24 protein-coding genes, 3 tRNA genes and 1 other annotated feature are annotated in these 25224 nt (G+C 40.7%); all 27 genes read right to left on the bottom strand.

Annotated features, from left to right (window positions below):
• Positions 1-110: 110 nt before the first annotated feature.
• The 27 genes from F602_RS0107215 to F602_RS0107080 all read right to left on the bottom strand — a co-directional run bounded on the left by F602_RS0107215 (position 111) and on the right by F602_RS0107080 (position 25223).
• Positions 111-683 (bottom strand): GrpB family protein, encoded by a 573-nt coding sequence (locus F602_RS0107215; RefSeq protein ID WP_018167297.1) that lies wholly within the window; start codon positions 681-683, stop codon positions 111-113.
• An 87-nt stretch (positions 684-770) separates the two neighbouring features.
• Complete coding sequence (gene carB, locus F602_RS0107210; RefSeq protein ID WP_026183358.1) at positions 771-3950, bottom strand: carbamoyl-phosphate synthase large subunit; 3180 nt, start codon at positions 3948-3950, stop codon at positions 771-773.
• A gap of 257 nt (positions 3951-4207) precedes the next feature.
• Complete coding sequence (locus F602_RS0107205; protein WP_018167295.1) at positions 4208-5296, bottom strand: carbamoyl phosphate synthase small subunit; 1089 nt, start codon at positions 5294-5296, stop codon at positions 4208-4210.
• A gap of 31 nt (positions 5297-5327) precedes the next feature.
• The gene (locus tag F602_RS0107200; protein WP_018167294.1) at positions 5328-6254 is read right to left on the bottom strand and encodes an aspartate carbamoyltransferase catalytic subunit; all 927 of its coding nucleotides are present in this window, start codon (positions 6252-6254) and stop codon (positions 5328-5330) included.
• Between the two features lie 46 nt (positions 6255-6300).
• On the bottom strand, positions 6301-6822 hold the full coding sequence (gene pyrR, locus F602_RS0107195; protein WP_018167293.1) for a bifunctional pyr operon transcriptional regulator/uracil phosphoribosyltransferase PyrR: 522 nt from the start codon (positions 6820-6822) through the stop codon (positions 6301-6303).
• A gap of 291 nt (positions 6823-7113) precedes the next feature.
• Positions 7114-7767: a Pr6Pr family membrane protein gene (locus tag F602_RS0107190; RefSeq protein ID WP_018167292.1), complete on the bottom strand. Its 654-nt coding sequence runs from the start codon at positions 7765-7767 to the stop codon at positions 7114-7116.
• Positions 7768-7805: 38 nt separating this feature from the next.
• A complete protein-coding gene (locus tag F602_RS0107185; protein ID WP_018167291.1) occupies positions 7806-8141 on the bottom strand; it encodes a zinc ribbon domain-containing protein YjdM in 336 nt (111 codons plus the stop codon).
• Positions 8142-8221: 80 nt separating this feature from the next.
• Positions 8222-9118 (bottom strand): RluA family pseudouridine synthase, encoded by an 897-nt coding sequence (locus F602_RS0107180; RefSeq protein ID WP_018167290.1) that lies wholly within the window; start codon positions 9116-9118, stop codon positions 8222-8224.
• Positions 9102-9566 (bottom strand): signal peptidase II, encoded by a 465-nt coding sequence (gene lspA / locus F602_RS0107175; protein ID WP_018167289.1) that lies wholly within the window; start codon positions 9564-9566, stop codon positions 9102-9104. Before lspA ends, F602_RS0107180 begins: the two co-directional genes overlap by 17 nt.
• 3 nt (positions 9567-9569) lie before the next feature.
• Positions 9570-10478, bottom strand: coding sequence for a LysR family transcriptional regulator (locus tag F602_RS0107170; RefSeq protein ID WP_018167288.1), 909 nt, complete (start codon positions 10476-10478; stop codon positions 9570-9572).
• Positions 10479-10849: 371 nt separating this feature from the next.
• Entirely contained in the window at positions 10850-11143 is a 294-nt protein-coding gene (rpmA, locus tag F602_RS0107160; RefSeq protein ID WP_018167286.1) for a 50S ribosomal protein L27, read from the bottom strand.
• 52 nt (positions 11144-11195) lie between these two features.
• On the bottom strand, positions 11196-11510 hold the full coding sequence (gene rplU, locus F602_RS0107155; protein ID WP_018167285.1) for a 50S ribosomal protein L21: 315 nt from the start codon (positions 11508-11510) through the stop codon (positions 11196-11198).
• Between the two features lie 33 nt (positions 11511-11543).
• Positions 11544-11618, bottom strand: a sequence feature (ribosomal protein L21 leader region).
• A 65-nt stretch (positions 11619-11683) separates the two neighbouring features.
• Positions 11684-12178 carry a GNAT family N-acetyltransferase gene (locus F602_RS0107150; protein WP_245537565.1) on the bottom strand — a complete coding sequence of 165 codons (495 nt, stop codon included), beginning with the start codon at positions 12176-12178 and terminating at the stop codon, positions 11684-11686.
• Between the two features lie 44 nt (positions 12179-12222).
• A complete protein-coding gene (locus F602_RS0107145; RefSeq protein ID WP_018167283.1) occupies positions 12223-13755 on the bottom strand; it encodes an AMP-binding protein in 1533 nt (510 codons plus the stop codon).
• Positions 13756-13854: 99 nt separating this feature from the next.
• Positions 13855-15072 carry a tRNA uracil 4-sulfurtransferase ThiI gene (gene thiI, locus F602_RS0107140; RefSeq protein ID WP_018167282.1) on the bottom strand — a complete coding sequence of 406 codons (1218 nt, stop codon included), beginning with the start codon at positions 15070-15072 and terminating at the stop codon, positions 13855-13857.
• Positions 15073-16215 carry a cysteine desulfurase family protein gene (locus tag F602_RS0107135; protein WP_018167281.1) on the bottom strand — a complete coding sequence of 381 codons (1143 nt, stop codon included), beginning with the start codon at positions 16213-16215 and terminating at the stop codon, positions 15073-15075.
• Positions 16216-16331: 116 nt separating this feature from the next.
• On the bottom strand, positions 16332-17357 hold the full coding sequence (locus tag F602_RS0107130) for a threonine aldolase family protein (RefSeq protein ID WP_018167280.1): 1026 nt from the start codon (positions 17355-17357) through the stop codon (positions 16332-16334).
• A gap of 81 nt (positions 17358-17438) precedes the next feature.
• Positions 17439-17510, bottom strand: a tRNA-Arg gene (locus tag F602_RS0107125).
• A 74-nt stretch (positions 17511-17584) separates the two neighbouring features.
• Positions 17585-18790 (bottom strand): 30S ribosomal protein S1, encoded by a 1206-nt coding sequence (gene rpsA / locus F602_RS0107120; RefSeq protein ID WP_018167279.1) that lies wholly within the window; start codon positions 18788-18790, stop codon positions 17585-17587.
• A 122-nt stretch (positions 18791-18912) separates the two neighbouring features.
• Positions 18913-18984, bottom strand: a tRNA-Gln gene (locus F602_RS0107115).
• Between the two features lie 138 nt (positions 18985-19122).
• Positions 19123-19203: transfer RNA gene (locus F602_RS0107110), tRNA-Tyr, on the bottom strand.
• A gap of 51 nt (positions 19204-19254) precedes the next feature.
• Complete coding sequence (locus F602_RS0107105; RefSeq protein WP_026183357.1) at positions 19255-19488, bottom strand: DUF2969 domain-containing protein; 234 nt, start codon at positions 19486-19488, stop codon at positions 19255-19257.
• A gap of 65 nt (positions 19489-19553) precedes the next feature.
• Positions 19554-20576, bottom strand: coding sequence for a branched-chain amino acid aminotransferase (locus F602_RS0107100; protein WP_018167277.1), 1023 nt, complete (start codon positions 20574-20576; stop codon positions 19554-19556).
• Between the two features lie 91 nt (positions 20577-20667).
• Positions 20668-21726, bottom strand: a complete 1059-nt coding sequence (locus F602_RS10445) for a YncE family protein (protein ID WP_156801877.1) — start codon at positions 21724-21726, stop codon at positions 20668-20670.
• A 95-nt stretch (positions 21727-21821) separates the two neighbouring features.
• Positions 21822-22184, bottom strand: coding sequence for an HIRAN domain-containing protein (locus F602_RS0107090; RefSeq protein ID WP_018167275.1), 363 nt, complete (start codon positions 22182-22184; stop codon positions 21822-21824).
• 96 nt (positions 22185-22280) lie between these two features.
• Positions 22281-24734 (bottom strand): DNA topoisomerase IV subunit A, encoded by a 2454-nt coding sequence (gene parC / locus F602_RS0107085; protein WP_018167274.1) that lies wholly within the window; start codon positions 24732-24734, stop codon positions 22281-22283.
• 63 nt (positions 24735-24797) lie between these two features.
• Entirely contained in the window at positions 24798-25223 is a 426-nt protein-coding gene (locus tag F602_RS0107080; protein ID WP_018167273.1) for a YkvA family protein, read from the bottom strand.
• Position 25224 lies beyond the last annotated feature (1 nt).

Raw genomic sequence — 25224 nt, 5'->3', positions numbered from 1 at the left:
AGCATGATTGACTCACTTTAACAACCCTTTTCATGATGATTTGACTCTGATTGATAAAAAATGATGAGGGCACCTCACCATTATCAGACTTATGTAAATTATCTCCCAGACTACTTCCCATATCGCCCCTCGTAGGCTTTTTTTGCCAGTTGAGTATATTTTTTTATGAAGGTCGTTTTAGCGTTTGTATAGCCATTTCTGTCATGCTCAAATGTTTTCCAGAGACTTAGCTTCATCTCTTCGTAGTCCTTTGCAATATCTGGATGATCCAACAGATAATCTCGAAAATAAAGTTCGTCATGGTCTCCGACAAGGCGTAGATGGAGATGAAAAACTCGGTCTGCAAAACCATCTTCGGTGTAGCCCTTATTGAGGCTGCTTTGGTTAGACTCTTGATACATGACTCGCCAGCCTTTTTCTTTCAATATGTCCACAACGATAGGCAAGTCTTCCTTGCTGGCTACTTCCAGCAGAATATCCACGATATTTTTTGCCCAAATGCTGGGAATAGCTGTGCTCCCTACATGTGAAATTCGTTTCACCAGCCCTTCTGGCAGCTGACTATATAAAGAATGACTCTCTTCTTGGTACCAATCTGCCCATTCCGAACGATGTTCAACCAAAAAAATAGGAAAAAGTTGCCACAGTTCCTCTAATGTCATTTCTTCTAGTTGTTTATTCATGAAACACTCGCTTTCTCACTTTTTCTTTTTCTAGTATAGCATTTTCTTCATCAAAAAAGCCCGAGAAATCTCGGACTAATATTCGTTTTATATTGCTTGCGTCATGAAACTTCGACTTTCCAGAACACGGACCATGGCATCAGCTGTATCAAGTGCTGTAAAAAGTGGAACACCTTGTTCTATTGCTGAACTACGGATAGCTGTTCCGACTGCATCATCAGTCCGCTTGGTCCCCACCGTATTCACAATAGCTTGAACCTTCTTGGCACGAACCAAAGCAGGAATGTCATTGTCTATATCTTCACCAACCTTAGCAACATGGATACTGTCCAATCCATGTTCTGCAAAGTATCTGGCTGTTCCCTCGGTAGCAAGGATGCCATAGCCAATGTTGGCAAAGCGTTTAGCCAACTTAAGAGCTTCTTTTTTAGTATCATCTGCGATGGTGAATACCACATTACCAAACTCTGGCAAGTGAAAATATGAGGCTTCAAAGGCCTTGTAGAGAGCTTTTTCAAGGGTAATATCCGAACCCATGACCTCACCGGTAGATTTCATTTCTGGTCCGAGTAAGCTATCGACCTTAGCTAATTTTGTGAAAGAGAAGACCGGAGCTTTAACATGAACCTGTGGACTCTCAGGATAAAGTCCATCTTCATATCCCAGTTCTTCCAAAGTCTGACCCAGCATCAGCTTCGTTGCAACTTGAGCCATCGGAATATCTGTCACCTTGGATAGAAATGGTACAGTCCGACTAGCACGTGGATTAACCTCAATAACGTAAACAGTCTCATCCTTAATGACAAATTGGATATTCATCATACCGATACAGTTGAGGCCTATCGCTAAACGTTTCGTATAGTCTGCAATAGTAGCTTGAATTTCTTTGGAGAGGGTTTGTGGTGGATAAACTGCCATGGAGTCACCTGAATGGACACCAGCTCGCTCGATGTGTTCCATAATACCAGGAATCAAAACAAAACGGCCGTCCGAAATGGCATCCACTTCGCATTCCCGACCCACAATATAAGAGTCAACTAAGACTGGGTGTTCTGGACTGGCTTTAACCGCTGTTCGCATATAGGAACGAAGGTCTTCTTCGTTTTCCACGATTTCCATCGCACGACCACCAAGGACATAGGAAGGTCGCACTAAGACTGGAAAACCAATCTTACGAGCAGCTAGCACCGCTTCTTCTTCATTGCTAGCTGTTTGTCCTGGCGGTTGAGGAATACCTAATTCCGTAAGCGCTTTTTCAAAGAGGTCTCTGTCTTCAGCCCGATCCAAATCAGCAACTTGTGTCCCCAGGATGGGCACTCCTACTTCAGAAAGACTTTCTGCTAGGTTAATAGCTGTTTGTCCACCAAACTGAACAACAACACCTTTTGGTTGTTCTAAGTCAATGACATTCATGACATCTTCGAAAGTTAGGGGCTCAAAATAAAGTTTATCTGAAACAGAGAAATCTGTTGAGACGGTCTCAGGATTCGAGTTCATGATAATCGCTTCATATCCTGCAGCCTGGATGGCTTTGACACAATGTACGGTCGCATAGTCAAACTCAACACCTTGTCCAATACGGATAGGACCTGAACCTAAAACGATAACGGATTCCTTGTCTGACGTGATAGACTCGTTTTCCCACTCGTAGGTGGAGTAGAAATAAGGGGTTGTGGATTCAAACTCAGCCGCACAGGTATCGACCATCTTGTAAACAGGGATTATTTTATTCTCTGTACGTAGTTTACGAACATCCGCTGTGTCTGTATTCCACAGTTCTGCAATCTTGCGGTCTGAAAAACCATTTCGCTTGGCTTCCTTTAAGAGCTCTATATCTTTGTTGTTGCTTTTCAATGCTTCTTCTATTTCATAGATATGAAGCAATTTATCAAGGAAAAAGACATCAATCTTCGTTAGCTCTGCAATCTCTTCGATGGAGAACCCTCGGCGAATAGCCTCCGAAACGTAAAAGAGCCTATCATCTTGCGCTTTGACAATTTTTTCGATGAGTTGGTCATCTGATTTTTCTACCAGTTCTGGCATTTCATTATGGAAAACACCGATTTCTAAAGAGCGACAAGCCTTGAGCAAACTTTCTTCAATATTGCGACCGATAGCCATCACTTCACCGGTTGCCTTCATCTGGGTACCAAGACTGCGCTCTCCGTGCTCAAACTTATCAAATGGAAAACGTGGAATCTTGGAAACTACGTAGTCTAGAGCTGGTTCAAACATAGCATAAGTAGTTCCAGTGACAGGATTGATCATCTCATCCAAGGTTAGACCAACGGCGATTTTTGCAGCTAGTTTAGCAATGGGGTAACCGGTTGCCTTGGAAGCAAGAGCCGAGGAACGAGATACCCTCGGATTGACTTCAATGACATAATATTTGAAGCTATGTGGATCTAGGGCTAGCTGCACATTACAGCCTCCTTCGATTTTGAGGGCACGAATGATACTTAGACTAGCGTCCCGTAGCAGTTGATTTTCAATGTCTGAGAGCGTCTGGGTTGGCGCAAAAACGATAGAATCTCCTGTATGAATCCCCACAGGGTCAAAGTTTTCCATATTACAGACAACTAGGGCATTATCTGCCGCATCTCGCATCACTTCGTACTCAATTTCCTTGAAACCAGCAATAGAACGTTCAATCAAGCACTGAGTCACAGGGGATAATTTCAGACCATTCTTAGCGATTTCCCTCAACTCATCCTCATTGGCACACATACCACCACCAGTACCGCCCAAGGTAAAAGCTGGGCGAACGATAACTGGATAGCCAATGGTCTTAGCAAAAGTCACTGCTTCCTCAACTGTAGTAACAATTTCAGATTCTGGAATCGGCTGTTTTAAATCCTCCATCAGTTTCTTGAAGAGATCCCGATCCTCCGCTTGGTCAATTGCCGATAACTTAGTTCCCAAGAGTTCTACCCCAAGTTCCTCCAGAATACCAGCTTTAGACAGTTCCATGGCCATGTTGAGACCAGTTTGCCCACCAAGTGTTGGTAAAAGAGCATCTGGACGCTCTTTACGCAAAATCCGACTCACAAATTCGATGGTAATTGGTTCGATATAAACCTTATCCGCAATCTCCTTATCAGTCATGATGGTAGCAGGATTGGAATTAACTAAAACTACGCTATATCCCTCCTCCTTCAAAGCCAGACAAGCTTGGGTTCCAGCATAGTCAAATTCAGCAGCTTGACCAATGATAATCGGACCAGAACCAATGACCATAATTTTTTTTATATCAGTACGTTTCGGCATAATTTATGATACAAAGCCCGTTAAGAGGACACAGAGAAAATAGAAAACTAGACGCCAACGCTACAAGCGTCAAGGCGAAGTTTATCTTTTTCGCACAGTCCTTAGGGCGTGTTCGAATAGGAAAACCAACGTTTTCTCGAACCGTATCCTCTCCTTTCTATTCTCTATCTCGCAGGATAGAATTAAATACTTCTTACCAAGAGGTGACCCTCTATCGGGCCTTTCACTGTCATCTTCTCATCAGAATGTCCTCTAGATTAACGACTGCTTCTCTCCAACCTGAAGGCATCAATCATCTCAAGAAATTCATCAAAGAGATAGGCAGCATCATGCGGACCTGGAGCAGCATCTGGGTGAAATTGAACAGAGAATGCAGGGAAATGACGATGACGCACTCCCTCAATAGATTGGTCATTGATTTCTTCGTGGGTAATCATCAGTTCTTCTGGGAAATTCTCTCTAGAAACTGCAAAACCATGGTTCTGACTGGTAAAGTCAACTCGTCCTGTCGCAATTTCACGCACCGCATGGTTAAAACCTCGATGACCAAATTTCATTTTATAGGTTTCAGCCCCGTTCGCTTTGGCAAAAAGCTGGTGTCCCATACAGATACCAAAAATTGGAATTTTCCCCAAAATACCTCGAATCATATCCAATGCTTCTGGCACATCGTCTGGATTCCCTGGACCATTGGATAGCATAACTCCATCTGGATCAAGATTTAAAATCTCCTCAGCTTTTGTATCGAAAGGCACAACAGTAATGTTACAGTTACGTTTGGATAATTCGCGCAAGATAGAATGTTTGAGGCCAAAGTCTACTAGAACGATATTTTTACCAATTCCTGGGGCAGGATAGGCTGTTTTAGTAGACACTTGTTCCACATTGTTGGTTGGTAATACAGTTGCACGAAGCTGATCAAGTAAATGTTCAATGGAATCTCCGGCATTGGCCAAAGTGGCACGCATCGTACCATGCTGACGAATAATCTTGGTCAAAGCTCGAGTGTCAACACCAGAAATGCCTGGGATTTTCTTAGCCTTTAAAAATTCATCCAGAGTCATCTGATTGCGCCAGTTGCTAGCTCTACGAGCTGCTTCTGCCACAACCACACCCTTACAAGTTGGATTAATCGATTCGTAATCATCTCGATTAATCCCATAATTCCCAACCAGTGGATAGGTGAAGGTCAAGATCTGACCATTATAAGACTGATCAGTGATAGATTCTTGATAGCCTGTCATACCAGTATTAAAGACAATTTCACCAGTTACATCTATGTCAGCACCAAAGGCTTGACCTTCAAAAATCGTACCGTCTTCCAATATTAATAATCTTTTTGACATATTTTCACTTTCTAGTCTAGGGCTCACTGGATTAAGCCTTACCATTGAGCACAGCTTCCAAGATAGCCATACGGACAAACACACCATTGGTCATCTGGCGGACAATACGGGCCTTAGGTGCCTCAACCAAGCTATCATCAATCTCTACATCCCGGTTAACTGGAGCTGGATGCATCACAATCGCTGACTCTTTCAATCGTTTGTAGCGAGCCTCTGTCAAACCAAACTGGCGATTGTAGTCTTCTTTTGAAAAACTATCTTGTCCATCATGGCGTTCATGCTGTACGCGTAACAACATGAGGACATCAATTTCTTCAATCACATCATCTATTTCTACATGTTGCCCATAGACATCAAAGTCTTCAGAATACCATTGACTTGGACCTGTAAAGTAGATTTGAGCTCCCAATCTCTTAAGGACCTGCATATTGGACTTCGCCACTCGGGAATGGGTAATATCACCTGCGATGACAATCTTTAGACCTTCAAAACCACCAAATTCCTCATAGATAGTCATTAAATCAAGGAGAGACTGACTCGGATGTTGACCAGAGCCATCACCACCATTGACGATAGAAGTCTGAATGGTCGGGCTATCGATTAACTGCTTGTAGTAATCCACTTCTGAATGGCGAATCACACAGATGTCCACCCCTAGGGCACTCATGGTCAAAATCGTATCATAGAGCGTTTCACCTTTGTTCACAGAACTAGTCCTAGCATCAAAGTCAATCATCCCCATGCCTAGCCGTAACTCTGCCATTTCAAAAGACTTATGCGTCCGTGTCGAATCTTCAAAGAAAAGATTGGAGGCATAGTAAGTTCGATCGTGATTGATATCGACCTCACCATTTTTGAATTGGATGCCTCGTTTTATGAGTCCTAGCACTTCTTCATTAGAGAGTGTTTCCATTGTTACTAAGTGCTTGAGTGAAACTTTTCCATTTGTAATTGTCATGATGATATCCTTTTACCCTTTTTAATAAAAATGATGCATGTATGAACTATTCAGCGTCTACTAAAAGAACTGTATCTTGTCCATCAACCTCGGTCATATGAACAATGATTTCCTCTGAGCGACTAGTTGGGATATTTTTTCCAACATAATCTGCCCGAATCGGTAATTCTCTGTGGCCTCTGTCTATCAAAACTGCCAAACTGACGCGAGATGGTCGCCCCAGACTGACCAGATTATCAATAGCAGCACGGATAGTCCGACCTGTGTATAGTACATCATCTACTAAAATAATATCGCGATTATTGATATCAGCTACCATGACTGTAGTATCTTCATCTACTTTCATATCATCACGGAAATGTTTTGTATCGAGTTCTCCCAGAGGGACATCGATACCTTCTAACTGTTTTAATCTCTCCTGAATTCGCTTTGCAATAAAGACACCTCTTGTCTTAATTCCGGCCAAAACGACATTCTCAAGATTCTTATTGCGCTCAATAATCTCATATGTTATTCGAGTAATGGCGCGTTTCATCGTCATATCATCAACGATTTCTTTTGTTTTCATCAAAAGACCTCCAACAATCATAATACATTGTTTCTAGTTCGTGCTTAAGTACGAACAACTACCCTGTCTCTAATCTTAGATTGACTAAAAGACATAGAAAAAATCTCCTTAACAAGGAGACTTCAGAAAATTTAGGTACAACAAAGCACAGTTGTCCTATCTCTACATGATACTCCTTGAATGCCTCACAGGACAATTTTTAAAGGATTTTATTTTCATACAGTATAACAAAAAACAAAGGGACTGACAAATGATTTTCTTCAAAATCCACATTTTTTTCATTTTTCTTCACTAACGTTCGGTTTTTGATACCAAGAGCCGGTTTGAACTCTTCCAGTTCATTGACTTAAGTGCGTAGAGAAGATAACCAGATAAGATGTAGACTATAAATATAACAACTGCATGTATAGCGACATAACCCCAACCATATTTCGTAACGTTTATAAAGTAATAGGCAAAAGGGCTATCCTTCGCATCTGGAATAGGCCATTTTAAAACTAAACCATTAAAGAGGGCAAAAAGCATATAAAAGACAGGTAAGGCTGTCCAATAAACCGGATCTACCTTGTTATACTGACGCTGACGGTCCACCAATAAGGTATCAAAAAAGAAATACAGTGGGGTGATGTAGTGACAAAGAATGTTTTCCACCCTCCAGAAATTAGTCGCTAAAGGGGCTAGCATCAAATGATAGATGACAAAGGTAATCATGATAGACATGGTAATTGCTGCCTTGATGCGCAAAAACTTTGTCGATTGTAAGTCCTTATTTTGCTGCATAGCTACTACCATATAAATAGCAAATATGCTGACTAAAAGGTTGGATTGTACTGTATAGTACATCATCATCCCAAAACCATGTTTAAATAACTGAATAGTTGTGCCGAGAACTGCCAAAATAGCTAGTAGGCAACGTGAATAAAATAAAAGATTATTTTTGTACATAGATTCCTTCCTAGAAAAAGACTGGTTTGGACCAGCCCTTAGATTTTTTTAACGAATTCTGATTTCAATTTCATAGCACCGAAGCCATCAATTTTACAATCGATATTGTGATCTCCTTCTACGATGCGAATTCCCTTGACACGAGTTCCTTGCTTTAAATCTTTGGGTGCACCTTTGACCTTAAGATCCTTTATGAGAGTGACCGTATCTCCATCTGACAAGCGGTTGCCATTGGCATCGATAGCGACAACACCTTCTTCTTCTACAACTTCCTCTGGATTCCATTCATAGGCACACTCAGGACAGATGAGTAGCACTCCATCTTCATAAACATATTCTGAGCTGCATTTTGGGCAATTTGGTAAAGTTTTCATTTCTAATCTCCATTTATTTTTGATGATTTCAGTATAGCAAATGTTGCTTTATTCTACAAGTTACTGACTAATAGTCCGTTCTATTGCTGTTTACTCCTCAATTTCTGCAAGGTTTCTAAAAAGATAGTTGGTGGTTGGGCGGTAAAACGAACTAGCTCCCCTGTTTTAGGATGGGTAAACCCAAGGGTTTGCGCGTGGAGAAACTGACCATGACCTTTGAGTGTTTTTTTAGGGCCATATACAGGGTCACCTGCCACTGGATGTCCGATATAGGCCATGTGTACACGGATTTGGTGAGTTCGACCAGTCTCTAATGTCAATTCAATTAAGCTATAATCTCCAAAGCGTTCTAAGACCTGAAAACGTGTGACTGCTTCCTTTCCCTTACCTGTTACTGCTTGCTTTTTGCGATCTTTCTCCGAACGACCAATTGGAGCTTCAATAACCCCACGATCATTTGGTAAATGACCATGCACAATGGCAAGATACTTACGAAGAGATTTTTTTGATTTGAGCTCGCCAGCCAAAGTAGCATGCGCCTGGTCATTTTTCGCAATCATGAGGAGTCCTGAGGTATCCTTATCAATGCGATGAACAATACCCGGTCGTAACACTCCGTTGATACCGGATAAATCCTTGATATGATAGAGCAGTGCATTGACCAAGGTACCAGAGGTATGGCCAGCAGAAGGATGAACAACCATCCCTTGTGGCTTATTAACAACGGCTACATCAGCATCTTCATAGACAATATCTAAAGGAATATCTTCAGCTACATAGTGGATTTCTTCCACTTCAGGTATCTGATAAGAGATGATATCACCTGTTTGAACTGTGTACTTAGCTTTCCTGACTTGGCCATTGACCAAAACCTGACCCAGTTTTATTTGTTCACTGGCGACCGTTCGGGACAATTCTGTCAAATCAGCCAAGGCCTTATCTAGACGAAGACCGCCTGTTTCAATTTTTAACTCCATGATCCTCTTCTTTCATGATCCAAATAAACAAAATCAGAACACCCACCGTCAGATAGGAATCCGCTACATTAAAAACAGGAAAATTTATAAAATCTAAGTGAAACATATCCACCACATAGCCTAATCGAACTCGGTCTATAAAGTTTCCCAATCCTCCTGCAATAATCAGGCAAAGACCATTTACTAGTAACAAGCTAGCTTGAAGGTTCTTGATCAAATACCAAATAGCTACAGACAAAACAACTAGTGTCACAATCGTAAACAAGGTTTGCTGATGTTGTAGGAGAGACCAAGCAGCACCGTAATTACGCAAGTAAGCCAAACTCATCACATGAGGAATAAAATCCCGATTTGTATCCAGAGGGATATTCTCCACTGTCCACCACTTGACCAATTGATCAAGGCCAACCATGAGGAAAATGGCAACTGGAACACTATATTTTCTCATTTTTTATTTCACCTTTTTCTTATCAAAATAATCCTGCATCATATCGATAAAGTCATGGGCACACTGGCTCAATTCAGCGTCTTCACGCTTAACATAAACCATCCGATTGCCAGCTTCTTCCTTGAGAGGGATTACTGTGATTCCATGGACACTCTTACTGTCTAAGAATCCAGATCCCGTTGCATAAGCATCTGTCCGCTCCAAAATTCCATTTAAGGTAGCGCGATCTGTTACATCAAAAGTCACAGATGAGTCAGAAGTATCAAAAAAGTTTTCAGAATAGTACAGGTATTCTTCCTTCTCCTGAGTGAATCGAACTGTCGGCAGGCCAACTAAGTCTTCCAACTCAATCTCATCCTTTTTAGCTAGAGGATGGCCTTTTCGGATGTAGAGATGGGTTTGAAACTGAATCATCTCTACAACCTCTAAATGTAGTTTATTCAATTTCTGCATGATTCCCTTAGTATTGCGGTTGTTAAGATATATAATGCCCAACTCGCTGTAGCCTTGTGCCACTTCATCTAATATCTGTACGGTTGTAGACTCAAAAATCCGAAAATTGGCATGCTCTGGATGAGTAGCTGAAAATTCTGTAATCAGAGGTGGTAAAAAATCATAGTGCTGACTCGAAATTGAAAACTCAACACTTTCCTCTTGTGGCTGCAGGTAAAGATTTTCAAAACTATCAAAACCCTTAACCAGATTTTGCGCTTTTTCATAAAATTCCATCCCACGACGAGTCAAAAAAGCACCTGAACTAGTCCGATTAAAAATCTTAAAACCTAGTTCCTTCTCCAAATCTCGTACTGAGATAGAAAGGCTAGGCTGAGAAACGAACATCTTTTCTGCTGCTTCTCGAAAAGTTCCACTATTAGCAATAGCCACTATATAGCGCAATTGTTGAATATTCATAAACTACTTCCTTTTTTTGCTCCCTATATTATACCATAAAAGTAGAAATAGGAAGGGGTAAAGCCCTGCCAGTCTGGCGATTCCACCTCACCTCGACATCTGTCCAATCAGGAGACGAATTGGACAGATAATAGTCTCGATAGAGAAAGGAGAAAACCACTCACTTCATCAATATTCTAATTGCTTACAAAGACAGATATGTCCTTTATTCAGCAACTAAGATTGGGTAAAGGTCAGCTAGTCTTCTCAAAAAATATACTGACATTGAAAAAACAATTAGAGCAGATGGAGTTCTTGGATAACTTAGTTTTTCCAAAAAAATAAAAGGCATTCTGATTTTGCAGAATACCTTATTTCGGCTATTTCTAGCTTTATTTAGCGATTGGGTAAACAGATACCTGTTTTTTATCGCGACCTTTGCGCTCGAAGCGTACAACGCCTTCTACTTTAGCATAAAGTGTATCATCTCCACCACGACCTACATTAGCTCCTGGGTAGATTTTTGTACCACGTTGGCGATAAAGAATAGAGCCACCTGATACAGTTTGGCCGTCAGCAGCTTTTGCGCCAAGGCGTTTTGCTTGTGAATCACGACCGTTTGATGTTGAACCTCCACCTTTTTTGTGGGCAAAGAGGTTTAATTGAGCAAGATTCAAATTTAACATAATGTTATTCCTCCAAAATTTAAGTGATGACAGTTGCTAAGCTGAACACGAATTAAGCGTTAATAGCTGAGATAACAACTTTTGTATATGGTTGACGGTGACCTTGTTTACGGTGAGAACCTTTTTTAGGTTTGTATTTGTAGGTTACAACTTTCTTTTGTTTGCCTTGTTTTTCAACAGTACCAACAACAGTAGCTCCCTCAACAAGTGGAGTTCCGACAACAGTTTTATCGCCACCAACAAGAACAACTTCGTTAAAAGTAACTTCTTGACCTGCTTCTGCGTTCAATTTTTCAACGTAGATAGCTTGACCAGCTTCAACTTTTACTTGTTTACCGCCAGTTTTAATGATTGCATATGTGCTCATTATGCACCTCCTATGATAATTTGGGTATCCCCATTTTGTGTGAAGACTCGCCTAACATCGTGAGCACAAAGCTACTTAAGAACGATGGTCGTGCGGTTGCACAGGTGTGCATAGTCAACATTACTATACTATCATCCTTGGAGTTTTTTTTCAAGTAAAAATAATTATTTTTCTTATTTTTTTATCTGCTCTACTCGAATCTTCATACCAGATAGCTCAATTCGCTTAGCTAAATGCTCAAAATCCTTTATATCAGCAGAAATCCGATTGTTTAAAACCTGATATACTTCCTCATTCTCATAGTAAATGTAGTCTGTCAAATGGTAGCCGTTTTTCTCATAAAAGGCAAGACGTTTTAAACGAAGTGGATAATTATCAGCTGCCTCATCCAGAGGCTCAATCACGAGGAAAATCGGTCTTTTCCCTGCTCGCCTAGCCATTTCTTTTAAAATTTGATGACCATATCCCTTTGAATGATGCTCACTAGGGACAGCCAAAAAGAGGAGATAATACATATTGTGTGATTTTAAGCTATAAGAAAATCCAGCAAAGACCCCCTCATCAAAATAAGCTAAAAAATCTGCCTGTCCAAACAAACTCATCAATACCAACCAAGGCCAAGAAATACGTTCCTGCACCGGAAAGCTAGATTCATAGAGACGTTTCACTTTTTTATAGTATCTAGAAAAGGGAAAAATTGATTTTATATTCATCAGTCACCCCTTTCTAATAAGCTTTTTTCCAACTCCAAACGCTGAACTTTCATAGTAGCAGTCCTTGGTAACGCATCATAAGCCAGAACAATTGGAGTATTCAGATAAGGTAGATCTGAAACAGCCTGCCACCAGGCATCCATGTCCATCTGACAATTCTTTTGCGGAGCAACAAAAGGTTGAGGACGCCCCTCCGGATCTCGTACCAAGACCACTTCTGCTAAGAAAGACAATTTATCTAGCAAATAATCTTCTATAGCTAAATTGCTATGAATGTGCGCAATCAGATCCACCTGTCTATCTTTCAAATACAAGTGACCTTTTTCATCCATACAACCATAGTCACCACTATCCCACCAATCACCATAAACATTGGCTTGAAACCGTTCATCCTCTTGATAGTATGTAAGCGCACGACCTTTGGAATAAAGGTGGATATGTCCATCTTGTCCAACTGGTATAGGATTACCATTTTCATCTGCGATCCTAGCCTTAGTCAAATTTCCTAAACCAACTCCCATATCACGTGCATTTGAGGACTGCAAACTCTCACGTGTATGAGCCTTCAAAATCATGGGGCCACATTCACTTTGTCCATAGATTTGTAGAAAAATGGCTTTCTCATTATCAGAAGCTTCTAAAAATGCCAACATCGTCGCATTATTGATAGCATCAAAGGTTGAATGATAATAATTCGTTTGAGCAAAGACAGCAGGGTTGCGCCTAGCCAACTCCGCCCACTGGATAAAATGATTGGGATGGGTTTCTACAGCTTGAGGAGGATGAGCTAGAAACATTCTTTCCACTGTAAAGGTATCTGCAGTTGATAAAGGCATCAAAGGAAACCCCATCAGCATAAGAGAGGACATTCCGATATTAAAACGGGAATGGACAGGAGAAATATGAAACCCAACAATCCGTCTATCAGGGATATGGTTTAGAATTTCCTTTTGGAATTTTGTTCGCCAGCCCATCGTATTGGCTGAATGGCAGATTAACTTTGGAATGCCTGTTGTTCCAGATGTATGCGTTATATAAGCAATCTCATCATCTTCTAGAGGAGAAAAGTTAGTTTCTTTTGGTTCCACTTGCAACAACTCCTCAATGCGAATCTTGTGGTTTGCATCGACATTTTCAACTGCTTCAACGACTTCATCTGTGACAACATCATACAAAATAAAGGGTTTTCCCAACCTCTTTGCAAAAATCGAAATAACCTGAGTCGGGAAATGGTAGGAGACCATGACAGGTACTGCTCCGAGATAAGTCACAGCGACAGCTAGCATATAGGTATCAAAAGCTTGCCCCTTAAAAATAATAACTTTATCTCCTCGATGAACCCCAAGAGCTGCTAACTGTTGTGATCGCTCTATTATAGCATCATGGCTAGCTGCATAGGTTGTCTCGGTTCCCAATTCAGGAAAGGCTACCAGTTTAGCATCAAAAATAATGGGACAATCAGGGTAGACTTGACTTGCTTCTAGAAAATTTTGATACAAATTCATGGGACGATAGGGAAATTGCTCTTCCATTTTCTCCTCCTTTTTGTTTTAAAAATCACAAAAATAATATCGATTATAGCAAAAAAACGCTGAAATTGTAGTTTCAGCGATAGCATATACAGTTAAAGCTTACAATAAATCCTCAATCAGACTATCCACATCATCTTTTACTTCTTCTTTAGGAGTAATCTCCATCACCATAATCCCTGTAACAGCTCGTTCTACCAATCCTTCCAAGTCCATGAGAGCTTCATACTTCTCTACATTTTTGATTTTCGGATTGGTTTTTGGACGATCAGGTGCAAAGATGGTACAACAATCTTCAAAAGGTTGGATAGAAATAGCGAAAGTATCAATATCCTGCGCAATATCAATAATTTCCAATTTGTCCATGGTCACAACAGGTCGGATGACTGGTGTATTGGTAACAGCATTAATAGCTTGCATGGACTCCAAGGTTTGACTGGCTACCTGTCCTAAACTCTCACCATTGATAATAACCATAGCATCACGTTTCTCTCGAATACGGTCAGTAATTCTCATCATGAAGCGACGGGTCAATGTCATCAAATAGGCCTCTGGAGCCTTTTCCTTTATTTCTTCCTGAATCTCAGTAAAGGGAACTTCTATAAACGTAATATTCCCCCCAAAAACGGTCAACTTCCGAGTTAAATCATGCGCCTTCTTGAGCGCACCTGGACTGGTGTAAGGTGGACTAGCAAAGTGTACGACCTCGATCTCAACACCACGTTTCAATGCCAGATAACCTGCAACAGGCGAATCAATACCGCCAGACAGCATCAGAACACCCCTACCGGAGGTACCAACCGGTAAACCACCAGCACCTTTTATCTCCTCATGTGAAATATAGGCTGCATCTGTTCGGATTTCCACTCGTAAGGTAATATCTGGTTTCTTCATCTGCACTTGAATAGTTGGAATAGCTGTAAATACGGCATCTCCCAGTACATGATTGAGGTCACGACTATCCAACTCAAAAGAATGGTCACTCCGGCGTGCGGCAATTTTGAAAGTCATTCCCTCTTGATAGATATTCTTCATGATAGCCTGTACTGCTTCTTTTAGGGCTGGAACAGATTTTTCAATCTTATAAGATGGAGCAAAACTCTGAATTCCAAAAATCTTCTTCAAAGAGGTGGAAACAGCCTGATAATCCGTTCCATTGAGATAAACATGTCCTCGGTCACGGTCACAATAAATCTGTACATCGGGATAGATAGATAGAGCCTCCTTGATATTTTGGCTGAGTTTCTTGACAAATCGCATTTTATTTTTTCCCTTGGTTGATAACTCGCCATAACGAATCATAATTTCTGAATAGTTCATTTATCTCACTTTCTGTGTTTGGTTATAAATTTGCTTAAAAATGGTTAAAAATTGCTCTACCTGCCCCATATCATTGTCCTCATCCAAACTTATTCGAACTGCTGTTTGGGCAAGTTTTGGGTGTACTCCCATAGAAATCAAAGTACCAGCAGGTTTACCAGCTTTTGAAGAGCAGGCCGAGGTAGTGGAAATATAAATCTGATGGTTCTCAAAGGCATGGACAGTGACTTCTCCGCGGACATTTTTGATACCGAAAGTCAGGATATTAGGCAAAAAATCCTCTATTTGAGAGAAAATAGTCACATCAGGATAACTCGCTAGTTCATCATGAATGATTTGTTTCATAGCCAATAGCTGCTTTTGTCCTGCATCAAACTTATCCATAACAAGGCGTAAGGCTTTGGCTGTCGCTGCAATACCTGCTACATTTTCTGTTGTGGAGCGCTTGTCTGATTCCTGACCACCACCTGTCAAAAGCTGGCTGATTTTCTTTCCTTCCTTAGCATAGATAAAACCGACACCTCGGACAGAATGAAACTTATGACCAGAAAACGTTGCAAAATCCACGCGTTCTGTCAGATAATCAGTAATAGGCATTTTTCCAAGAGCCTGAACAGCATCTACATGGAAACTAATAGTTGGACGGTCTGCCAATAGCTGAGAAATCTCTCTAATAGGTTGAATAGAACCAATTTCATTATTGGCTGCCATAATCGAAACTAAAATAGTATCCGGACGAAGCAGACTAGCTAGTTTTTCCATGTCTACAAAGCCAGTCTTGGTTACTGGAGCTAAATCTATCTCAAACCCTTGGCTTTGAAGCCAAAGAGCTGATTCCTTGACAGCTGGATGTTCAATGGAAGACACAATGATATGTCTACCTAAGTGTGCCCGTTCAAAAGCCACCCCTTTCATCACCCAGTTATCCCCTTCTGTCCCACCGGATGTAAAAAATATTTCAGTTGTTTTTTTTCCCAGTAAATCCGCAATCTGCTTACGAGATGCTTCCAAAATACGGCTAGCTTGACTTCCCAAGTTATGTAAACTGGATGGGTTGCCCCAAACCTTGGTTGCTACCTCAGTATAAGTCCTCAAAACTTCTGGATAGACCTGAGTCGTCGCTGCATTATCAAAATAAATCATACTTATCTCTTCCTCACTCACAACAATAGTCCTATTCTACCATGTTTTGAAATTGAATACCAATACTTTGAAATACTTTTCTCCCTCAAATAAAAAGCAGGGTTATCCTGCTTCATCTATAATATATCTCTTAGAGCTAGCAAATCATCCCTGCTAGTTGACCAAGAAGTGGCTAGACGAATCACTGTGTGGTTCGTATCATATTTTTCCCAAAAACTATAGACTAAACCAGCTTGTGACAGTATCTCCAATTGGCTATTTTCAAGAATGATAAATTGTTGATTAGTGGGAGACTCCAAGTAAAAACGATAGTTTTTTTCTCTTAAAATAGCCTTCAATTCTTTTGCTAACTCTATTGCATGCTTACCCAAATCGAAATAAAGATTATCCGTAAACAATCGATCAAACTGAACTCCAATCAAACGTCCTTTGGCCAAGAGAGCACCATGTTGTTTAACGATTGATGAAAAATGCTTGGGCTGATTATTTTTTGTAAAAACTACTGCTTCTCCAATCAGAGCCCCCATCTTGGTTCCACCGATATAAAAAACATCTGTCAATTCAGCAATAGTGGGCAAATCAAGATCTGTATCGGCTGCTAAACCATAACCTAGGCGTGCCCCATCCAAGAAAAGAGGAATGCGGTAGTTATGGCAAATCTGTGAAAGACGCTCTAACTCCTCCCTAGTATACAAAGTTCCGTACTCAGTTGGATGGGAAATATAAACCATACCTGGAAAGACCATGTGCTCATGATTATTATCTGCATAAAAATCTTCTATAAATTGCTGGACATCAACAGGGTTTAGTTTGCCCTCTACATGAGGCAATGTCAAAACCTTATGGCCAGAAAATTCGATTGCACCAGCTTCATGACTGGAAATATGACCTGTTTCTGCTGCTAGCACTCCCTCATAGGATTTCAAGAGAGTATCGATGACCAACTGATTAGTCTGAGTGCCCCCTGCTAAAAAAGTGACTTGAGCATGCAGACATTGACTAACCTGACGAATTTTATCAATCGCACTCAGAGTGTATTTATCCGTTCCATAACCAGATAGGGATTCCAGATTGGTTTGGGATAAGGCTTCTAAAAGTGCTGGATGAGCGCCCTTATTATAATCATTTTCAAAATGCAACATGTATAACTCCCTAAAAAATTGGTTCACAAAATAATAAAAAGCAGAAAAGGTCTAGCCCCTCCTGCCTGTCTACTTGATAAATCCACCCTGAGGGAATCGAACCCCCATCTCAAGAACCGGAATCTTGCGTGATATCCATTACACTAAGGGTGGAAAAGGCAAAAGAAAACAAAGTTCTTCCACCAATCAATGGGAAAGGCTGGGAAATCAATCCAGCCCACCATTTTTTACAATTCGATATCGCCGAATAAATCAGCCATTGAGAAACCAGTTTGAGTTTCTGGCAACTCAAAATCACGTTTTTCTTCACGTTTTGGACGACGTGGACGAGGAGCACGTTTCTCAGATTTTTCTTCACCTTCAGCTGGAGCTGGACGCTCTTCCAAAGCTTTGATAGAAAGAGACACACGTTCATCAGCAGCGTTCACTTCAAGAACTTTAACTGTCACTTCTTGACCAACAGTCAAAGCATCCTTTGGATTTTCAACACGTTTGTGTGAAATTTGTGAAATGTGAACCAAACCATCAATACCTGGCAATACTTCTACGAAAGCACCAAAGTCAGTCAAGCGTTTCACTTTACCCTCAATGACATCACCTTGAGCCAATTTTTGCTCAACGCCATCCCATGGACCAGGCTGTGTTGCTTTAAGGGAAAGAGATACACGACCTTCTTCCTCATCAATAGCCAACACTTTCACTTCAACTTCTTCACCAACTGTTACTACTGATTTCGGTGAAACGTTGCGCTCATGTGATAATTCAGTCAAGTGTACCAAACCATCTACACCACCAAGGTCGATGAAAGCACCAAAGCTAGTGATACGTGCAACTTTACCTGTTACAACTTCACCAACAGCCAACTTGCTAAATACTTCTGCACGTGCTGCAGCTGCTGTTTCTTCAACAACATCACGACGTGACAAGATAAAGCGGTTTTCAGCTGGATCAACTTCCTTGATTTTTGCATCAAATTCTTGACCAACAAAACGCTCAGTATTACGAGTAAAGCGGCTATCAATCATTGAAGCTGGGATAAATCCACGAAGACCTTCAAATTCAACTGAGAGACCACCTTTAACAGCTCGTGTCACTTTGACATTGACAACTTCACCTTCACGGCCAACTAGTTTGTCCCAAGCCTTGCGTGCTTCTAAACGTTTTTTCGATACAAGATAGGTAACAGTGTCAGTATCTTTACCAACAACTTGACGAAGAACAAGTAATTCAAGTGTTTCGCCAACTTTAACAAGCTCGTTGATATCTGCATTGCGGTCGTTTGTCAACTCACGAAGAGTAAGGACACCCTCAACACCAGTTCCTGCAATCGCTACATTCGCTTGACCAGCATCAACGGTCAATACTTCAGCAGTTACTACATCACCAGGTGTAACCTCATTTACACTGTTCAACAAATCTTCAAATTCGTTCATTAAAAAAAACCTCCGACAATCAAGTCTTTCGACTTAACATAAAATATATTTTATTTAAGGCACACGCAAGGACAACAATATTTAGCTTCTTTGACGAATTAGAGGGGACTCTAATACCTTTACTGGGGTAGCTGGATTCGAACCAACGCATGAGGGAGTCAAAGTCCCTTGCCTTACCGCTTGGCTATACCCCAAAACATTTTTCTAAGACAGTATTCTGAAATGAACTCGGGCTAAACGCTGTGTAAAAAAGATAAGTTGCCTAGCAAATCAGGATTTGCTGTCAACTTCCTATTTTTACTGTACGTTTGACACCCTTAGTATCTTAGACATGGAGAGAGAGGGATTCGAACCCCCGAACCCGAAGGAGCGGATTTACAGTCCGCCGCGTTTAGCCTCTTCGCTATCTCTCCATAACACTAACAGTCATTATTTTATCACAAAATACTGACTAAAACAAGTGTTTAATGACTTAAATTGTAATTTTCAATAATATTTCCGACAGCTTTTTCTAAATTTTTATAAAAACTTTCGGCATTTGCATTTTTAAGGACGGCAAAATTATTTTCTGATAGCTCTGCTACTTCGCCGATGACTTTCTTACCAATCGTGAGACGATAACCATTATACTTTTGACCATTAGCCTCAACTATCGCATCCTCAATCTGGATTTCAATTTTTTTATCTTTTCTACTCATAATATACCTCACTTTTTCCATTTTACCGAAAAAGAAAAAAGCTTGCAAGTACAAGCCTCTTCAAGTTAATCAACTATTACAATCCAGCCCTCTGGTGCTTCGATATCACCAAACTGGATACCGGTCAGTTCATCATAGAGTTGTTGGGTGACTGGCCCTACTTCCGTTTCGCTATAGAAAACGTGGAAAGTATCTCCGTTTTGAACACCTCCAATAGGCGAAATAACTGCAGCAGTTCCACAGGCTCCTGCTTCGGTAAATTTTGCTAGATCATCTACAAAAATATCGCTTTCGATAGCCTTTAGACCGAGCCGCTTTTCTGCTAAATAAAGTAGAGAATATTTAGTAATGGATGGCAAGATAGATGGGCTAATTGGGGTGATAAATTCGTTGTTAGCTGTAATACCAAAGAAATTGGCAGATCCGACTTCTTCAATCTTGGTATGGGTTGCTGGATCCAAATAAATAACATCTGAGAAGCCAGCCTTCTTGGCCTGATCGCCAGGGAGCAGACTAGCTGCGTAATTTCCACCTACTTTTGCTGCCCCTGTACCATGAGGTGCAGCGCGATCGTACTCATCTTGAATGAGGAAGTTGGTTGGAACCAGACCGCCCTTGAAATAATTTCCGACAGGCATGGCAAAAACAGTAAAAATATACTCATCTGCTGGTTTGACACCGATGATGTCACCCACACCAATCAAGAGTGGGCGGAGATAAAGGGTACCTCCAGTGCCATAAGGTGGTACATAATCCTCATTAGCCTTGGTCACTTGCTTACAAGCCTTAATAAACATATCTGTTGGAACCTGAGGCATGAGGAGACGGTCAGCTGTGCGCTGGAGGCGCTTAGCATTTTCATCTGGACGAAACAGTTGAATCACACCTGACTTAGTCCGATAGGCCTTTAGACCTTCAAAGGCTTGCTGCCCATAATGAAGAGCTGGTGAACTTTCAGAGATATGAAGAGTCGCATCATCCGTCAATCTTCCCTCTTCCCACTGACCATTTTTATAATAAGCAATGTAACGATAAGGTAATTTCATATAAGAAAATCCGAGGTTTTCCCAATCAAGTTCTACTGGCATAAGCTCACTCCTTTTGATTTGTGACTATTGTACTCCTTTTTGATAAAAAAATCAATTAAATGTTCAGAATATTCAATAAAAATTATTTTTCTTATAAACCAATCTTGATAATCCGATCAATGGAGGTCACTGTGGGATTGATACGATATTTGAAGGAAGAGGACTCAAAGAGTAAGTAGATAGACTGGCCATCCACCACAATTTGTTGCATATAGGGAGGGGCAATTAGCTCAGCCTGTAAATTATCCTTTTCTTCAAAATCTGGCAACTTTTCTAGACCAGGATTTTCAAAAAACAAGAGTTTTGAATCCTTGTTACCATAGGACTGTGAGAAGAGAATCTGATTGCCCGCTATCGCTACCCCCTGAACTTGCTCTGGAGTATCGACTACTTGTTGAGGCTGATAAGTGTCTTTTTCATTATCTTGTCTCACAGGCAGACCATCAGCATCCAACTCAAAAATACCTAAGTGTCCCTGTTCTTCCTTATCAAAATAACCAACCAAGAGACGTCCCTCATGGTAAGCCATATAAGATGATTTTTCAATCTGGGCTAGATTGTATTGGTGTTCAAAAGTTATTTCTTTTTCCGACTTACTGAAATCTTCTTTTTGAAGAGTATCAAGACTCAAGGCTGAAATTTGTGAGGCGCTCTTATCATCTGTCGTTGTAACCCACAAGCGTTTCTGCTGATTATCATAGGCCAAGCCTCCAACATGGCTTGTGGTAGGTAGTACGATAGTTTTCACATAGTCTCCTGTTTGTCGATCCAAAATCCAAAGTACAGAATTGTGCGAATAGCTCATACTATAAGCAGAAATAACCACATAATCTTCTACAAAACTAAGCCCTTGTGGAGTCATATCTTCTGTCTGATCAGCCTCTCCTTCATCTTTTCCTTCAGCTTTTATACTACTTGTCTGAACCAAGCCTGGAATCGTAAAAGTTTCTTTATCAGCAGGGATTTTCTGATAGAGTTTTGGATAATATTCCTCTAATTCTGAAAAGAACTCATCCATCTTTTTACTAGCTGCATTAGTATTTGTTCCAGCTTCTTCCTTATAGCTTGTTCCATTAAACAGCTTCCACCCATAAAAAGATAGAAGGGCTATCCCCACTAAAACTACCCCATATATCCACTTCTTTTTCATCTCCATACCTATCAACATTCCCAAATTAGTTATCAATATAAGAATGTTTCCTTTCCAATAAAACAGTATACAAAAAAGACTGCCTCATGGCAATCTTATTGTCTAGATGAATTGGTACGATTGTCCTTGATTCTAACAACCACCCTAAATTGGCGTTCGGGATGATTATCTGGCCTTACCATTTGAATGCGGGCTTCAAAAATGTCTCCATGTCCAAAATAGAGTAATTTAAAAAGTATAGAGTTATGAACCGATGGGACATAACCAATCTTTACATTATCGAAAAAAACAGCAACTGCTTTTGGATCGTAGCTATTCTCCGGTTCTGCCTTTAGCACTACTGGAGCTCCTAACTTTAAATCATCAATAACATCCAGCCCATCATAATAGGCAAATGCTGCTAAATGAAAATCCAGAAAATGACGACTCGGTTCAAATCCATTGACAACATGTTCCATATCAATCCACCTCACTGTATTCTATTTCTAATTATAAAATTATTATACCATATTTTCTCTTAAAAAATAAAAAAAGACTGCTTTTGCAATCTTTTTCTACTTCACCCTCGCTGCAAAGACACCTTGGTCGGAAATACTATCAGAAATGAAGCTACCATTACTAGTTCTTTCAGATAGACTAAGATGAGTCAAGTTGACTTCTTCGATTTGACCAGTTAGACTTTGAACCTGAAGAATTTGCTGTTTTTCTTCCACTTCGGTTGCAAATAGATCAAGCTCGGCACCACCATTTTCTGCAAAGACTGGTCCTGCTAGGAAAACACGGTGCGGTTTCGCTTTCAATTCACGAAGAACTTGAAGGCCTCGACCGGCCCGCTTAGCCTGAGGTAAGTCAGTGATGGACATGCGCTTAAGACTACCACGCTGGGTCAAGATATACATAGATTTGGTATTGGCTATAAATGCACTCACAAGCACATCATCTCCTTTGAGGTTGATGGCTTTCACACCCGCAGCCTTAGCTCCGATAACAGGCACTTCTTCGATATTAAAGCGAAGAGCATAGCCATTGTGAGTGACGAGTACAACATCGTCTAGAAGAATTGGCGCAACTGCTACAAATATATCCGTATCATCCTTAAGCTTTCCATACTTGAGAGATTTCGATTTGTATGTCCGCCATGGAGCAAATTCCTTACGTTCAAAACGTTTGATTTGTCCCAGTTTAGTCACTGCAAAGTAGGTCTGTCCTGCAAAATCATCCACAACTTCAGCATACAGAATCTGTTCTTCATTGCCATATGTGGTAATCGTTTGTGATAAATGCTCTCCAATATCCTTCCAACGGATGTCAGTTAACTCATGAATAGGACGGTAAATGACGTTACCCAAATTTGTAAAGATGAGCAAATGCTGAGTGGTTTTAGCTTTTTCAAGGAAAATCAACTCATCTTCATCCCGTTTGCCCAATTCATCCAGAGCAGAAGAATTGAAGGAACGAGGACTAGTGCGTTTAATATAGCCGCCTTTGGTCAGGCTAACAAAAGTTTCTTCCTCAACAATCAAGCTAGCAGTATCAATTTCAATAACTACGGCTTCATCCTGCAATTCACTGAGTCGGTCTGATGCAAATTTCTTTTTGACGTCACGCAGTTCACGCTTCATGACATTGTACATAGTTCGCTCATCTCCGATAATGGCTGCAAGGGTCGCAATCAAATCCCTTAGGTTGGCTTCTTCATTTTCCAAGGTAACAATGTCCGTATTGGTTAGACGATACAATTGCAGGGTTACGATAGCTTCAGCCTGTTCTTCTGAAAATTCATAGCTGACTTTCAAGTTTTCCTTTGCATCAGCCTTATTTTCCGATGCTCGAATGAGGGCAATAACATCATCAAGGATGGATATCACTCGAATCAAGCCCTCCACGATATGAAGACGCTTTTCTGCCTTCTCCTTGTCAAACCTAGAACGAGCAAGAATAATGTCCTTACGGTGGGCAATGTAGCTCGACAGCATAGGAATAATCCCTACCTGACGTGGTGTATAGTTGTCAATAGCCACCATGTTAAAGTTGTAATTGATTTGCAAATCAGTGTATTTGAAGAGGTAATTGAGAATGGTCTGCTCATCTGCCTCTTTTTTCAACTCGATGGCAATACGTAGACCATCTCGGTCTGATTCATCACGCACTTCCGCAATACCAGGAACTTTGTTGTTAACACGGACATCGTCAATTTTTTTCACCAGAACAGCCTTATTGACCTCATAAGGAATCTCCGTCACAACAATCTGTTTCTTGCCACCCTTAAGGTTTTCAATTTCAGTTCGGGAACGAACGACTACGCGCCCTTTACCTGTTTCATAGGCCTTACGAATCTCTTCACGCCCCTGAATGATTGCCCCAGTCGGGAAATCTGGTCCAGGTAAAAATTCCATGAGTTTATCCAACTTAGCCGAAGGATGGTCTATCATATAGACAACTGCATCGATGACCTCAGCTAGATTGTGAGGTGGAATATCTGTTGCATAACCAGCTGAAATCCCTGTCGCCCCATTGACGAGAAGATTTGGAAAGGCTGCTGGCAAAACGGTTGGTTCTTTTTCCGTATCATCAAAGTTCCAAGCAAAAGGTACCGTGTTTTTTTCGATGTCTTGTAGGAGAAAACCTGCAACTTCAGAAAGACGAGCCTCCGTGTACCGCATCGCTGCTGCCGGATCTCCATCCATCGAACCATTGTTTCCATGCATCTCAATCAAGGTTTCCCGGTTCTTCCAATCCTGAGACATGCGAACCATGGCATCATAAATCGAAGTATCTCCGTGTGGGTGGAAATTCCCCATCACATTACCGACAGACTTGGCTGATTTACGGAACCCTTTTTCAAAAGTATTGCCATCCTTGTTCATAGAATAAAGGATGCGGCGCTGAACGGGCTTCAGACCGTCACGAATATCTGGCAACGCTCGCTCTTGAATAATGTATTTGGAGTAGCGTCCAAAACGCTCTCCCATGATGTCCTCAAGGGACATATTTTGAATATTACTCATAATATCCTTCTTTATTTTTTCTTTTTTGAAAACTTCTCTCAGTCACATCTTCTAAACTAAGTGCTAGTTGAGTGTTTGTTCTTTCATCTGTTTTTTCCACTGGCGATAGTCTTCAATATCTTTGTTGACCCAATTCCAGCAAGTTGCGATTACTAAGGCATCGTCCACCTGGCCTAAAAAAGGAATCCAGTCTGGAATAACATCGATCGGTGACAGAAAATAAATCAAGGCACTAATGATTGCCAAAATTGTTTTTTTCGGAACCTTTGTGTAGTCTTTTTTCCAATAGCTTCGCACCATACTGATAAGAATAGGGATAGACTTAAATTCTTGCCCAAGAAAAGGAATCCACTTTATTTTCTTTTCTATCTTTTCTAAAAAAGGCTCCATTTTAGAATCATCTTTTAAGAGATTTTCAGCCTTTTTATATCTTTTCTGAATTTCTTCAACCGCTTGCTTTTTACTAAACTTCTGTTTGATTTTTTTCATA

The sequence above is a fragment of the Streptococcus minor DSM 17118 genome (assembly GCF_000377005.1).
GTDB lineage: Bacteria > Bacillota > Bacilli > Lactobacillales > Streptococcaceae > Streptococcus > Streptococcus minor.
Note: the sequence above shows the minus strand (reverse complement) of the source record. Positions and strands in the feature narration are given on the sequence as shown.

Excerpts from the sequence above, each read along its gene's own strand:
- F602_RS0107215 (WP_018167297.1), bottom strand. The coding sequence starts at position 683 with ATGAATAAACAACTAGAAGAAATGACATTAGAGGAACTGTGGCAACTT.
- carB (WP_026183358.1), bottom strand. The coding sequence starts at position 3,950 with ATGCCGAAACGTACTGATATAAAAAAAATTATGGTCATTGGTTCTGGT.
- F602_RS0107205 (WP_018167295.1), bottom strand. The coding sequence starts at position 5,296 with ATGTCAAAAAGATTATTAATATTGGAAGACGGTACGATTTTTGAAGGT.
- F602_RS0107200 (WP_018167294.1), bottom strand. The coding sequence starts at position 6,254 with ATGACAATTACAAATGGAAAAGTTTCACTCAAGCACTTAGTAACAATG.
- pyrR (WP_018167293.1), bottom strand. The coding sequence starts at position 6,822 with ATGAAAACAAAAGAAATCGTTGATGATATGACGATGAAACGCGCCATT.
- F602_RS0107190 (WP_018167292.1), bottom strand. The coding sequence starts at position 7,767 with ATGTACAAAAATAATCTTTTATTTTATTCACGTTGCCTACTAGCTATT.
- F602_RS0107185 (WP_018167291.1), bottom strand. The coding sequence starts at position 8,141 with ATGAAAACTTTACCAAATTGCCCAAAATGCAGCTCAGAATATGTTTAT.
- F602_RS0107180 (WP_018167290.1), bottom strand. The coding sequence starts at position 9,118 with ATGGAGTTAAAAATTGAAACAGGCGGTCTTCGTCTAGATAAGGCCTTG.
- lspA (WP_018167289.1), bottom strand. The coding sequence starts at position 9,566 with ATGAGAAAATATAGTGTTCCAGTTGCCATTTTCCTCATGGTTGGCCTT.
- F602_RS0107170 (WP_018167288.1), bottom strand. The coding sequence starts at position 10,478 with ATGAATATTCAACAATTGCGCTATATAGTGGCTATTGCTAATAGTGGA.
- rpmA (WP_018167286.1), bottom strand. The coding sequence starts at position 11,143 with ATGTTAAATTTGAATCTTGCTCAATTAAACCTCTTTGCCCACAAAAAA.
- rplU (WP_018167285.1), bottom strand. The coding sequence starts at position 11,510 with ATGAGCACATATGCAATCATTAAAACTGGCGGTAAACAAGTAAAAGTT.
- F602_RS0107145 (WP_018167283.1), bottom strand. The coding sequence starts at position 13,755 with ATGGAAGAGCAATTTCCCTATCGTCCCATGAATTTGTATCAAAATTTT.
- thiI (WP_018167282.1), bottom strand. The coding sequence starts at position 15,072 with ATGAACTATTCAGAAATTATGATTCGTTATGGCGAGTTATCAACCAAG.
- F602_RS0107135 (WP_018167281.1), bottom strand. The coding sequence starts at position 16,215 with ATGATTTATTTTGATAATGCAGCGACGACTCAGGTCTATCCAGAAGTT.
- F602_RS0107130 (WP_018167280.1), bottom strand. The coding sequence starts at position 17,357 with ATGTTGCATTTTGAAAATGATTATAATAAGGGCGCTCATCCAGCACTT.
- rpsA (WP_018167279.1), bottom strand. The coding sequence starts at position 18,790 with ATGAACGAATTTGAAGATTTGTTGAACAGTGTAAATGAGGTTACACCT.
- F602_RS0107105 (WP_026183357.1), bottom strand. The coding sequence starts at position 19,488 with ATGAGTAGAAAAGATAAAAAAATTGAAATCCAGATTGAGGATGCGATA.
- F602_RS0107100 (WP_018167277.1), bottom strand. The coding sequence starts at position 20,576 with ATGCCAGTAGAACTTGATTGGGAAAACCTCGGATTTTCTTATATGAAA.
- F602_RS10445 (WP_156801877.1), bottom strand. The coding sequence starts at position 21,726 with ATGAAAAAGAAGTGGATATATGGGGTAGTTTTAGTGGGGATAGCCCTT.
- F602_RS0107090 (WP_018167275.1), bottom strand. The coding sequence starts at position 22,184 with ATGGAACATGTTGTCAATGGATTTGAACCGAGTCGTCATTTTCTGGAT.
- parC (WP_018167274.1), bottom strand. The coding sequence starts at position 24,734 with ATGAGTAATATTCAAAATATGTCCCTTGAGGACATCATGGGAGAGCGT.
- F602_RS0107080 (WP_018167273.1), bottom strand. The coding sequence starts at position 25,223 with ATGAAAAAAATCAAACAGAAGTTTAGTAAAAAGCAAGCGGTTGAAGAA.